Origin of the sequence: Mesorhizobium kowhaii (genome assembly GCF_042431665.1) — a bacterium.
GTDB classification, from domain to species: Bacteria; Pseudomonadota; Alphaproteobacteria; order Rhizobiales; family Rhizobiaceae; genus Mesorhizobium; species Mesorhizobium kowhaii.
The window spans coordinates 149770-162982 of the sequence record NZ_JBHLYT010000013.1; the positions used below are offsets into that span (position 1 = coordinate 149770).

The 13213-nt window shown below is 66.0% G+C and carries 6 protein-coding genes; all 6 read left to right on the plus strand.

Annotation, left to right across the window (positions count from 1 at the left end):
* Window positions 1-156 precede the first annotated feature (156 nt).
* The 6 genes from ahcY (at window position 157) to addA (ending at window position 13198) form a co-directional block, all read left to right on the plus strand.
* Entirely contained in the window at window positions 157-1557 is a 1401-nt protein-coding gene (ahcY, locus tag ACFFNA_RS12845; protein WP_111545056.1) for an adenosylhomocysteinase, read from the plus strand.
* A gap of 200 nt (window positions 1558-1757) precedes the next feature.
* Window positions 1758-4313, plus strand: coding sequence for a sensor histidine kinase (locus ACFFNA_RS12850; RefSeq protein WP_378918669.1), 2556 nt, complete (start codon window positions 1758-1760; stop codon window positions 4311-4313).
* An 8-nt stretch (window positions 4314-4321) separates the two neighbouring features.
* Window positions 4322-5833, plus strand: coding sequence for a tRNA (adenosine(37)-N6)-threonylcarbamoyltransferase complex ATPase subunit type 1 TsaE (gene tsaE / locus ACFFNA_RS12855; protein ID WP_378918671.1), 1512 nt, complete (start codon window positions 4322-4324; stop codon window positions 5831-5833).
* Entirely contained in the window at window positions 5830-6558 is a 729-nt protein-coding gene (locus ACFFNA_RS12860; protein ID WP_378918673.1) for a nucleotidyltransferase family protein, read from the plus strand. Before tsaE ends, ACFFNA_RS12860 begins: the two co-directional genes overlap by 4 nt.
* Window positions 6555-9689, plus strand: coding sequence for a double-strand break repair protein AddB (gene addB / locus ACFFNA_RS12865; protein WP_378918675.1), 3135 nt, complete (start codon window positions 6555-6557; stop codon window positions 9687-9689). Before ACFFNA_RS12860 ends, addB begins: the two co-directional genes overlap by 4 nt.
* Window positions 9686-13198, plus strand: coding sequence for a double-strand break repair helicase AddA (gene addA, locus ACFFNA_RS12870; RefSeq protein ID WP_378918677.1), 3513 nt, complete (start codon window positions 9686-9688; stop codon window positions 13196-13198). The genes addB and addA overlap by 4 nt, the downstream gene beginning before the upstream one ends.
* Window positions 13199-13213 lie beyond the last annotated feature (15 nt).

Below are 13213 nucleotides of genomic sequence, written 5' to 3' on the forward strand. Positions count from 1 at the left end.
TCGAGACATGCACGGATAAAGATTTCTTTATATCCCATTGTCGTCTCGGCCCCGATCTGCTAGTCAGGCCGGCAATTCGCGCCCTTCGACGCGCCGACGGCGCGGGCGCATTCGCAACCAATTCGCAGCACAACCAATTCGCATCGGAGCACTGCCATGACGGGTAGCAAGGACTATGTGGTCGCCGACATCTCGCTCGCCGGCTGGGGCCGCAAGGAAATCGAGATCGCCGAAACCGAAATGCCGGGGCTGATGGCCAGCCGCGAGGAATTCGGCGACAAGAAGCCGCTCAAGGGCGCGCGCATCACCGGCTCGCTGCACATGACCATCCAGACGGCGGTGCTGATTGAGACGCTGAAGGCGCTCGGCGCCGAAATCCGCTGGGCTTCCTGCAACATCTTCTCGACCCAGGACCATGCGGCCGCGGCCATCGCCGCATCCGGTATCCCGGTGTTCGCCGTCAAGGGCGAGTCGCTTGAGGAGTATTGGGACTACACCGACAAGATCTTCCAATGGGCCGACGGCGGCACCTCCAACATGATCCTCGATGATGGCGGCGACGCCACCATGTACATCCTGATCGGCGCCCGCGCCGAGGCCGGCGAGGACGTGCTGTCCAACCCGCAGAGCGAGGAAGAGGAATATTTCTACGCTCAGGTCAAGAAGCGCCTGAAGGCTTCGCCCGGCTTCTTCACCAAGCAGAAGGCGGCGATCCGCGGCGTCACCGAAGAGACGACCACCGGCGTCAACCGGCTTTACCAGCTGCAGAAGAAGGGCCTGCTGCCCTTCCCCGCCATCAACGTCAACGACTCGGTCACCAAGTCGAAGTTCGACAACAAATATGGCTGCAAGGAATCGCTGGTCGACGGCATCCGTCGTGGCACCGACACCATGATGGCCGGCAAGGTCGCGGTTGTCTGCGGCTATGGCGACGTCGGCAAGGGCTCGTCGGCCTCGCTCAAGGGCGCCGGCGCCCGCGTCAAGGTCACCGAGGTCGATCCGATCTGCGCCCTGCAGGCGGCGATGGACGGTTTTGAAGTCGTCACGCTGGAAGATGCGGCACCCACCGCCGATATCGTCATCACCACCACCGGCAACAAGGATGTCGTCACCCTCGACCACATGCGCTCGATGAAGGACATGGTGATCGTCGGCAACATCGGTCACTTCGACAACGAGATCCAGGTGGCCGCGCTGCGCAACCTGAAATGGACCAACGTCAAGCCGCAGGTCGACATGATCACCTTCCCGGACGGCAAGCGGATGATCCTGCTGTCGGAAGGCCGGCTGCTCAATCTCGGCAACGCCACCGGTCACCCGAGCTTCGTCATGTCGGCCTCGTTCACCAACCAGGTGCTGGCCCAGATCGAGCTCTACACCAAGCCCGGCCAGTACGAGAACCAGGTCTATGTCCTGCCCAAGCATCTCGATGAAAAGGTCGCGCGCCTGCATCTCGACAAGCTTGGCGCCCGCCTGACCGAATTGTCCGGCGAGCAGGCCGCCTATATCGGCGTGACTCAGCAGGGGCCGTTCAAGCCGGAACACTACCGCTATTAACCAAAGCTAAAATTGCTACCAGATATTGACGCCGGGCGATTGACTTTTCGCCCGGCTTTATTTTTGCGCGCCACCAGCCTTCACGCCGATTCGGCGAGGGTTTATTGTCAGGTGATTCGCGACGCTTCCGGCCCGAGAGGGGATCAAGAGAAGCGCGCATCAGGGCGGTCTTGCATTCAGGCGGCGGAGAGGACCAAGACATGCCGGGGCAACACCCGCACGGAGCGGGACGGGCCGTTTCCGGCGGCCAAGACGATTCGGGGATCACTGGCTCCGCCATGCAAAGCGGAAGCCTGTCATGGCGCGCCCGCGCGGCACTGTTCCTTGCCACATCGGCGTTTGCCGGCTCCTTGGCCAATGCGGTTGCGCATGCCGAAGCCGCCGGCGTGACAACGGCCGGGTTGTCGATCAGCGCGATCGAGGTCATGCAGCTTGCGGTGTTTGTCGGCGTGACCGGCGCGGCACTTCTGTCGGCCATCGTCCTCATCCGCGAAAGAGCCCGCACCTCGGCGGATAATGTCGAACTCAGGAGCCGCCTCGCCGACATCAACGCGGCCCTGCGCCGCTCGGAGGCGCTGCTCAATCTGCGCGACCAGCGCGTGGTCATCTGGGCCGCTGAAAACAAGAAGCCCGAACTCATCGGCACACTGCCCGTAGAGAGCGGTGCTCCCGAGGACCGGGCTGCTTTCCTCGCTTTCGGCCGCTGGCTGATGCCGCGTTCTGCGGCGGCGCTCGAACATGCCGTCGCGGGACTGCGCGAAAAGGCGAAACACTTCGACCTCGTCATCGAATCGCAGGCCGGCGCACCGCTCGAAGTGCATGGCCGCAAGAGCGCCGCCCATGTGCTCGTGCGTTTCGTCTCGCTCTCGGAGACGCAGCGCAGCCAGGCCAGGCTGAAGATCGAGAACCAGCGGCTGGCCGCCGACCATGACACGATGATCGGCCTGCTCGACGCGCTGAACATGCCGGCATGGCTTCGCAGCGAGGATGGGCGGCTCAAGTGGGTCAACCGGGCCTATGCCGATGCGGTCGAAGCAGACAATGCCGAAGCCGCGGTTCGGGAGGCAAAGGAGTTCCTCGGCGGCCAGGCACGCGATGCGATTGCCGCCCAGCACAAGACGCATCCGGTCTTCGAGCAGTCGCTTTCCACCGTGATCGAAGGCGACCGCCGTGTGTTTGCGGTCACCGATTTCGCCGGCGCGGACGGCTCGGCCGGCCTTGCCTGCGACACCAGCGCCATCGAGGCCGTTCGCGGCGAATACGAACGGACCGTCAGGAGCCACGCCGACACGCTCGACCAGCTCAATACGGCGGTCGCCATTTTCGACACCGACGAGAAGTTGCGGTTCTTCAACCAGGCTTTCCAGAAGCTGTGGGGCCTCGACAGCGGCTTCCTGCACAGCGCTCCCGACAATGCCCTGTTGCTCGACCGGCTGCGCAGCTCGGGCAAGATCGCCGAGCAGCCGGAATGGCGCCGCTGGAAGGAAGCCCTGCTCGGCGCCTACCGCGCCGTCGAATCGCAGGAACACTGGTGGCATCTGCCGGACGGCAAGACCATCCGCGTCGTCGCCAACCCGCAGCCCAAGGGCGGCGTGACCTGGGTGTTCGAGAACCTGACCGAGAAGATGGACCTCGAAAGCCGCTACCAGACAGCGGTGCGGGTGCAGGGCGAGACGCTCGACAATCTTGCCGAAGGCGTGGCGGTGTTCGGCCCCGATGGCAGGCTTCGGCTGTCGAACCCTGCCTTTGCCAAGCTCTGGGGCTTGAGCGGCGAAGCGGCCAAGCCCAATGTGCACGTTTCCGCGATCCGCGACCTTTGCGATGGGCAGGCGGCGAACAGTCCTTGGCCGGGCTTCGTTGCCGCCATCACCGGGTTCGACGACGAGCGCCGCGACCGCCACGGCCAGACCGAACTCAACAACGGCAATGTGCTGAGTTACGCCATGATCCCGTTGCCCAACGGGCAGGTGATGATGACCTTCGTCGACGTCACCGACAGCGTCAACGTCGAACGGGCGCTGAAGGACAAGAACGAGGCGCTGCAGAAATCCGACCAGCTCAAGAACGAATTCGTCCAGCACGTCTCCTACGAATTGCGCTCGCCGCTGACCAACATCATCGGCTTCACCGAACTTCTGTCGCTGCCGGCGACCGGTCCGCTGACGCAGAAGCAGCGCGAATATGTCGAGCATGTCGGCTCGTCCTCCTCGGTCCTGCTCACCATCGTCAACGACATCCTCGACCTGGCGACGGTGGACGCCGGCATCATGCAGCTCGACATTTCAGAGGTGCATGTCGATCGCACCATCGCGGCTGCGGCCGAACTTGTGGCCGACCGGCTGGAAGAACATTCGATCAGGCTCGAGGTCGACGCCGCCGCGGCGCCGAAGACGTTCCACGGCGACGAGATCCGCGTCCGCCAGATCCTCTACAATCTGCTCAGCAACGCCGCCAACTACGCGCCGGAGGCCAGCACCATCCGGCTCACTTGCCGCCATCTGGCGGACGGGGTGGAATTCTCGGTTCATGACGACGGTCCCGGCATGCCGCCGGACCTGCTCGATTCGGTGTTCCGCCGTTTCGAGCCGCGTGCCAATGGCGGCCGCCGCCGCGGCGCCGGTCTCGGCCTGTCGATCGTCAAGAGCTTTGTCGAACTGCATGGCGGCAGCGTTCGCATCGAAACCGGCAAGGACAAGGGCACGACCGTCATCTGCACCTTTCCCGACATGCCGGGCATCCGCGCCGCGGCCGAGTAGCGCGCTCGATGACGGGGTTGGTGCTGGAGCGTTTACTCGCCGACGAGACACAGACAGCGTTGCTGGGCGAGGATCTGGCGTTGTCATTGCGTCCAGGTGATGTGCTTGCCCTCAAGGGCGATCTCGGCGCCGGCAAGTCGACGCTGGCGCGGGCGTTGATCAGGACTTTGGCCGATGATGCCGGCCTCGATGTTCCGAGCCCCACCTTCACGCTGGTGCAGAGCTACGACACCCGCGTCCCGGTCCATCATTTCGATCTCTACCGCCTGTCCTCGGCGACTGAGATCGATGAGCTAGGTTTCGAGGAAGCCCTGGCGCAAGGGGCTGCCCTGGTCGAATGGCCGGAACGAGCGCAGGACTATCTGCCGAAGGCCTCGGTGCTGATCGAAATCGTCCAGCATGGCGAGGGTCGGCTGGCCCGGTTGTCGGGCGAGGGCGCTGCCTTCGACCGGGCGGCGCGGTCGCTGGCCATGCGCCGCTTTCTCGAAAGTGCCGGCTGGGGCGAAGCAAGGCGCCGCCATTTCATCGGCGATGCCTCGGCCCGCTCCTACGAGATCGTATCGCTTGCCGGCGCGGAGCCGCGTGTGCTGATGAATTCGCCGCAGCTGGTGCTCGGGCCGCCGGTCCGCGACGGCAGGCCCTATGCCGAGATCGCTCATACCGCGCAGTCGGTCTCCGCCTTCGTCGCCATCGACCGGGCTTTGAAGGCGGGTGGCGTCAGTGTTCCGGAAATCCATGCCGAGGACCAGGATCAGGGGTTCCTTCTGCTCGAGCATCTTGGTTCCGAAGGATTTCTTGTGAGCGATGGCCAGCCGGTGGCCGCGCGCTATGCGGCGGCGGCCGAACTGCTGGCCATGATGCATGGCAGGACCTGGCCGCAACGCCTGGCAACGGGGCGGGGCGGCTTCCATGACGTGCCGCCTTTCGACCGCGATGCCATGATGATCGAAGCCGATCTGCTGGTCGACTGGTACGTGCCGGCCATATCAGGCAGCCCGGCAAGCGATGCCTTGCGCGCCGGTTACCACAAGGAATGGAACGCGCTCCTCGACCGGCTGCAAGGCCGCGAAGTCACGCTGATGCTGCGTGATTTCCATTCGCCCAACATCATCTGGCGCGGCGACCGTTCCGGGCATGATCGGCTGGGCATCGTCGATTTCCAGGACGCGCTGATCGGCCCGTGCGCCTATGACGTCGCCTCGCTGGCCATGGACGCGCGTGTTACGATGTCGCCCGAGATCGAGAGGGAGACGCTCGACGCCTATGTCGCGGCGCGCTACGCAGCCGGCGCCTTCGACGAAGAAAGCTTCCTGGAATCCTACGCAATCATGGCGGCGCAGCGAAACTCCAAAATCCTCGGCATCTTCGTCCGCCTCGAAAAGCGTGACGGCAAGCCCTATTATCTGAAGCACCTGCCGCGCATTCGCGATTATCTGCGCCGGGCGCTGTCTCATCCTGCGCTGGCCAGCCTGCGGGAGTTCTACAACGCCAACGGTTTGCTGGAGGAGCGGGCACTGTGACAGCAAGACCGGACACTGCCATCGTGCTTGCCGCCGGGCTTGGCAAGCGCATGCGGCCGATCACCGACACCATTCCCAAGCCGCTGGTCAAGATCGCCGGCAAGACGTTGCTTGACTGGGGGCTCGACAGCCTGGCGGCCGCCGGTGTCGGCAAGGCCGTCGTCAACGTCCATTATCTTCCCGAGCAGATCGTTGCCCATGTCGCGGCGCGCCGCGCGCCACGGATCGTCATTTCCGACGAGAGCGAACGACTTCTCGATTCTGCAGGCGGCATCGTCAAGGCGTTGCCGGAACTGGGCGAGCAGCCCTTCTTCATCCTCAACGCCGACACCTTCTGGATCGACCAAAGTCCTCTCAATCTCGGCCGCCTTGCCCTTGCATGGGACGCGGCGAAAATGGATATTCTGCTGATGCTGGCGGATCTCCATCAGGCGACCGGACACTGCGGCAGCACCGATTTCCTGGTGGCGCCGGATGGCGGCTTGCGGCGTTCAAAGGGTGACCCGGCCGGCCTGATCTATGCCGGGGCGGCGATCGTCCATCCGCGCCTGTTCGAGCAAGCGCCGGCCGAACCGCACTCGCTCAACGCTTATTTCGACACGGCCATTGCTGCCGGCCGCCTGTTCGGCATGCCGATGCATGGCCATTGGATCACCGTCGGCACGCCCGATGCCATTGCGCTCGCAGAAGCGGCGGTGGCCGACGCGCTAGCCGAGTCACGATGAGCGGCTCAAGCCGCGTTTTCTCAATTCCCTCCGGAGCGCCGTTTCTGCCGACGCTTGCCGAGGCGCTGCTTGCCGGGCGTCTTGTTCCGGGGTTTCGGTTTGACGGCGACCCGCTCGCTCTGGCCGATGTCACCATCTATGTGCCGACGCGCCGCGCCGCGCGCGCCTTGCGGGGTGTCTTCGTCGACAGCCTCGCGGCGCGCGGCAGCGGCGGATCGGCGATCCTGCCGGTCATCCGGCCACTCGGCGAGTTCGACGAGGATGAGGCCGCATTCGAGATAGAGGCGTCCGCGGCAATCGACCTCGCGCCGCCCATCGCGGCAGCCGAACGCCTGTTGCTGCTGGCGCCGCTGGTGCGCGCCTGGAAGCGCCGGCTGCCGGCCCATGTCGCGGCGCTCTTCGCCGAGGAGATCGTCATCCCGGCCTCTACTGCCGACGCGATCTGGCTGGCGCGCGATCTCGCCCGGCTGATGGACGAGATCGAGACGGAAGGCACGGACTGGGCCAAGCTTACCGACCTGGTGACCGGCAACCTTGCCGGATGGTGGCAGGTGACGCTCGAATTTCTCGGCATCGTCACCGATGCCTGGCCGAAATTCCTTGAAGAGCGCGATCGCTCCAACCCGGCCGCGCATCGCAGCGCGCTGATCCGCGCCGAGGCCGCGCGGCTGCAGCGCAATCCACCTGCCGGGCCGGTCATCGCCGCGGGCTCGACCGGCTCGATACCCGCAACGGCCGAGCTGCTTGCCGCGATTGCGCGCCTGCCCGGCGGCGCCATCGTGCTGCCCGGTCTCGACCGGACGCTGGACGAAGCGTCGTTCCAGGCAATCGCGGCGCCCGGCGCGCGTCCGGCCGTGCTCGGCCACCCGCAATACGGTCTCGCCAGATTGATCGGCAAGATCGGCGTGCTGCGTGGCGATGTCGAGGAGATCGGCGCGGCGGAGCCGCGGCTCGCGCTCCGCGCCGCCCTGGTCGGCGAAGCGCTGCGGCCGGCCGAAACCACCGAATTGTGGGCCGAGACGCGCGACGGCTTTTCAGCGTCCGACATTGACGGCGCCTTCGCCGGCGTGACCCTGCTCGAAGCCGCAAGCGAACGCGATGAAGCCGTCGCCATCGCCGTTGCGCTCAAGCGCGCGGTCGAAGAACGGGGCCAAAGGGCGGCTCTCGTGACCGGCGATCGCGCACTGGCGCGGCGCGTCTCGGTCGAACTCCTGCGGTTCGGCGTCGTCGCCGACGATTCCGGTGGCACGCCGCTCGCCAACAACCCGGCGGCCAGCCTGCTCGGGCTGGCGCTCGAGGCGGTGTTCCGGCCAGGCGATCCGGTCGGCCTGCTGTCGCTGCTCAAGCATCCTCTGCTTGGGCTTGGCCTCGAACGCGCTGATGTGCGCCACGCGGCGGAGCTGGTTGAACTGGTGGCGCTGCGCGGCGGCACCGGCCGGCCCGACATCGTTTCGCTACCGGAACTGTTCGAAACCCGCCTCACCGGCCTTGGCAGCGGCAGCCGGCCGCCCTTCTGGTTTTCCCGTCTGACCGTGCGCTCCATCGAAGGCGCGAAGAATTTGCTCGAACGTCTCGCGCACGCGCTGGCGCCGCTCGCGGCGTTTCGCGATCAGGCGGACGCCGATCTTGCCGCGCTGGTCAGGGCCAGCGTCGAGGCGCTCGAAAATCTCGGCCGTACCGCCGATGGCGGCCTTGGCGCGCTCTATGCGGGTGACGCCGGCGAAAAGCTTGCCGAATTGCTGCGCGGGCTGGTCGCGGCTTCTGCACCGCTGTCCTTCGCCGCAGACGAGTGGCCCGACGTGATGGCGGCGCTGATCGCGCCTGAAACGGTCAAGCCGGCACAGGGCACCGACAGGAACATCGCCATCTGGGGCGCCCTGGAAGCACGCTTGCAGGATGTCGACACGCTGGTCATCGGCGGGCTCAACGAGGGCGTGTGGCCGCGCAAGCCCGAGAGCGACCGCTTCATGTCGCGGCTGATGAAGACCGGCATCGATCTCGAACCGCCCGAACGGCGCATCGGCCTTGCCGCGCATGATTTTCAGATGGCCATGGGCGCGAAGAAGGTGGTGCTGGCCCGCTCGGCGCGTGCTGGCGACGCGCCTGCCGTGCCGTCGCGCTGGCTGCAGCGCCTGCTCACCTTCATCGGCAACGACCAGGCCTCTGAGTTGCGCCGGCGTGGCGACGAGCTGCTCGCCTGGGCACGCGCGCTCGATACCGGCCCGAAGCGGGATTTCGCACCGCGGCCGCAGCCAAAGCCGCCTTTGTCGGTGCGCCCAGGCCATTTCTCGGTCACCGAGATCGAAACCCTGCGCCGTGATCCCTACGCCGTCTACGCACGAAAAATCCTCGGCCTGATGCCGCTCGATCCGGTCATCCGCGATCCCGGTGCGGCCGAGCGCGGCACGCTGTTTCACGCCATCCTGCATCTGTTTTCGGCGCGCGTTGCCGATCCGCGCACGCCCGACGCGCTGGCCGGCCTTATCGCAGCGGGCCGTGCCTGTTTTGCCGAAGCCGCACTTCCGGCCGATGTCGAGGCGGTGTGGTGGCCGCGTTTTGAAAAACTCGCCGCCAACATCATCGAGTGGGAGCGCACGCGCGCCGACGCGGTGACGCGGCGGCATGCCGAGGAGCGCGCCGGCAAGACCGTCGTCGGCCAGTCCGGCGTGACATTATCCGGCTATGCCGACCGGGTCGACCTGCTGGCCGGCGGCATGGCCGACATATTGGACTACAAGACAGGCTCCTCACCGTCCAAGGCGCAAGCGCACACGCTGCTCGCGCCGCAACTGGCGCTGGAGGCCGCGCTGCTCAGGCGCGGCGCCTTCAAGGATTTGGGCGCGCGCGAACCCTCGCAACTGGCCTTCGTGCGGCTGAAGCCGAATGGCGAGGTGTTCGAGGAATCGATCCTCGAACACAACCGCCAGCCGCGGACCGCCACCGATCTCGCCGAAGAGGCCTGGGCACGGCTGGAAAAGCTGTTGATCCATTATGCCGACCCGGCGACCGGATATCTATCGCGCGCGCTGCCGTTTCGCGAAGGCGAGACCGATGGCGATTACGACCATCTTGCCCGCGTGCTCGAATGGTCCGCCGGCGGCGATGCCGGCGACGAGGGAGGGGAGGCATGAAGAAGGCCTATCCCATCCCCAGCGACACCGCGACCAGCCAGGCCCGCGCCGCCAACCCCCAGAATTCCGCCTGGGTGTCGGCCAATGCCGGCTCCGGCAAGACCCATGTGCTGGCCCAGCGCGTCATCCGGCTGCTGCTGCGCGGCACCGATCCGTCAAAGATCCTGTGCCTGACCTATACGCGCGCCGCCGCCGCCAACATGTCGAACCGGGTCTTCTCGACACTGTCGGAGTGGACGGCGCTCGCTGACGCGGATCTTGCGGCAAGGATCGAAACACTGGAAGGCCGCCGGCCCGATCTTGAGACCATGCGCCGGGCACGGCGCCTGTTCGCCGAGGCGCTGGAAACACCCGGCGGGCTGAAGATCCAGACCATCCACGCTTTCTGCGAATCGGTGCTTCACCAGTTCCCGCTGGAGGCCAACATCCCGGCCCATTTCGAGATGCTCGACCCGCCGATGGAGGCATCGTTATTTGCCACCGCGCGCCGCGACATGATTTCCGGAACGGCCACCGGCGACATGGATCTGGCCGAGGCGTTTGCCACCATTCTCGATCGTGGCGGTGAAGCCGGGCTCGATACGTTGCTGGGCGAGATCGTGCGCAAGCGCGACGGCTTGCGCAGTTTCATCGACACGATCGGGCGCGACGGCACGCGTTTCCAGGCGCTGTTCGATGAATTCCATTTCCGCCCCGGCCAGACAGCCGAAGGCATAGCGGCATCGGTCTGGCCGTTGCCGGGCTTCCTGCCCGACTATTTTGCCGGCTTTGCCCAGGCCGCAGATGCCGCCGATGCCAGGACGGTGGTGAACAACATGCTGCCCTATGCGCGTCAGGCTTTCGCGGAAAGTGACCCGGTTCGCCGTCTGCAACTGCTTGCGAGAGCCTTTCTCAAGACCGATGGCGACGCTTACGATCCGGCCAAGGCCTTCAAGAAAGCTCTGGTCGACCGGCTGCCGGATCTGGCGGAACGCTACCTCTCGACGGCCAATGCCATCGTCGAAACGGTCGACAGGCTGGCGCTGTTTCGGATGCTGGAAGGCACGCGCGCCGCGCTGACCATCGCCGACTGGCTGATCGCCCGCTACGAGGTGTTGAAGCGCAGCCGCGGCTTTCTCGACTTCAACGACCTGATCACCCGCACGGTCAATCTTCTGGCGCGGCCCGATGCCGGCCCCTGGGTGCAATACAAGCTCGACCAGGGCATCGACCACATCCTGCTCGACGAGGCGCAGGACACCAGCCCGGATCAATGGGAAGTGGTGAAACGGCTGGCGGAAGAATTCTTCGCCGGCTTCGGCGCCCGCGACAGGGTCCATCGCACGATCTTTGCCGTCGGTGACGAGAAGCAGTCGATCTATTCCTTTCAGGGTGCCGCACCGGATTCCTTCGCCGACAGCCGGCTGTTGTTTGCAGGACGCGTGCGCGACGCCGAGGCGTCCTTCGCCGACCTCAAGCTGACCTGGTCGTTTCGCTCGACTGACGACGTTCTGACCGCGGTCGACCGCGTCTTTGCCGATCCCATCGTGCGGCGCGGCATCAGCCATGACCCCGATCCGCTGCGCCACCAGGCGATCCGCACCGATGCGCCAGGCTATGTCGAGGTCTGGCCGTCGGTCGGCGCCGACGTCGTCGACGAGCCCGACGACTGGACGCAGGCCATCGACCACGCCCATGCGCCAGCGGTGCGCGTTGCCGAGAACGTCGCGGCCACCATTGCCGGCTGGATTGGTACCGGCGAGATCATCGAAGGACGCGGCAAGCGGCTGCGGCCGGGCGACGTGCTGGTGCTGGTGCGCAAGCGCGACCGCTTCGTCCACGCGCTGACCCGGGCGCTCAAACGCCGCGACATTCCGGTCGCCGGCGCCGACCGGTTGAGCCTGCCCGGCCATATCGCGGTCAAGGACCTGATCGCGCTCGGCCATCTCCTCATCCAGCCGCAGGACGATCTGTCGCTCGCCGCCGTCCTGCGCAGCCCGATCTTCGATCTGCCGGAGGAGAGGCTTTTTGCGCTCGCGGCGGAGCGGCCGCCTGGTTTGTCGCTGATCGCATCGCTGCGCGCCCACGCCGGCGACAGCGAGGCTTTGGCGGCCGTCGTCGCACAGCTCGACATCTGGACGAGTGAGGCCGCCTTCAAGCCGGTGTTTGAGTTTTACGCCGGCCTGCTGGCGCGCGATGGCGTGCGCAGAAAAATGATCGCGCGGCTCGGACCCGAGGCCGGCGATATCCTCGACGAGTTCCTGAGCTTCTGCCTTGCCGAGGAGCGAACCGGCCTGCCCGGGCTGGAAGCCTTCCTGTCGACGCTGGAGAATGCCGGCCCCGAGATCAAGCGCGAGATGGACCAGACCCGCGACGAGGTTCGCGTCATGACCGTGCATGCGGCCAAGGGCCTGGAGGCACCGGTCGTGTTCCTGGTCGACGGTGGTTCGGCGCCGTTCAGCGACCAGCATCTGCCGCGCCTGATGCCGTTCGACGGCTCGGGCTGGGACGGCAAGGGCTATCTCTGGCGTTCGGCCAGCGATGTCGCCAACGGCTTTTCCAAGGCTGCGGCGATGCGGGCTCGGGAGCTTGCCGATGACGAATATCGTCGCCTGCTCTATGTCGGCATGACCCGCGCCGAGGACCGGCTGATCGTCTGCGGCTATCACGGCAAGCGGGCGCCGAACACCGGCACTTGGCACTCGATCGTCAGCCGCGCGCTGATCGGCGCTCCTGAGAGCGAGGAGCGTCCGCATCCAGCCGGCGGCGAGCCGGTACATCGTTTTCACGTCACCAAGCTGCCGCCCGTGGCTTTGGTCTCCAGCGAACAGGCACGGCAGGCGCACAGTTTCGGGCCTTTGCCGGCGACCCTGTTCCGACCCTTGCCGCCTTTCGAGGATCTGCCGCGTCCGCTGTCGCCATCCGGCGCTTCGGCGCTGATCGACGAAGGCAAGGAAGCGGTGGTCGACAAGGCTTCGCCGGTGCTAGACGCCGATGCTGAGCCAGGCTTTGCCGTGCTGCGTGGGCTCGCTTTGCACAAACTGCTGCAGATGTTGCCCGGCATTGCCGAGGGCGAACGCGAGGTCGCGGCGGAACGCTACCTCGCCCGCACCGGAGGGCAATGGCCTGCCGGCGAGCGTGAAAAGGCCCTGGCGTCGGTCACCGCCATCCTTGCCGATCCGAGCTTCGGTCAGCTGTTTGCGCCATCGTCGCGTGCCGAGGTCGCGATCATGGGCAGCCTGGAGGTCAAGGGCAAAAAGCGCTCGATCTCCGGCAAGATCGACCGGCTGGCAGTGACGCCGGACGCGGTCTCGATCGTCGACTACAAGACCAACCGAGCGGCACCCGCCTCTCTGGCCGAGGTCCCTCCGGCCTATGTCCTGCAACTCGCGCTCTATCGCGCCCTGCTGCAGCCGCTTTATCCCGAACGCGCGGTGAAGGCCGCCTTGCTGTTCACCGAGGCGCCGCGGCTGATCGAACTGCCGGCGGGCGCCATGGATGACGCCCTTGCTCGACTCACGGGAGCGTGACACAACACCTGCTTG

Coding starts and splice junctions, on each gene's coding strand:
- ahcY (WP_111545056.1), top strand. CDS start 157: ATGACGGGTAGCAAGGACTATGTGGTCGCCGACATCTCGCTCGCCGGC.
- ACFFNA_RS12850 (WP_378918669.1), top strand. CDS start 1,758: ATGCCGGGGCAACACCCGCACGGAGCGGGACGGGCCGTTTCCGGCGGC.
- tsaE (WP_378918671.1), top strand. CDS start 4,322: ATGACGGGGTTGGTGCTGGAGCGTTTACTCGCCGACGAGACACAGACA.
- addB (WP_378918675.1), top strand. CDS start 6,555: ATGAGCGGCTCAAGCCGCGTTTTCTCAATTCCCTCCGGAGCGCCGTTT.
- addA (WP_378918677.1), top strand. CDS start 9,686: ATGAAGAAGGCCTATCCCATCCCCAGCGACACCGCGACCAGCCAGGCC.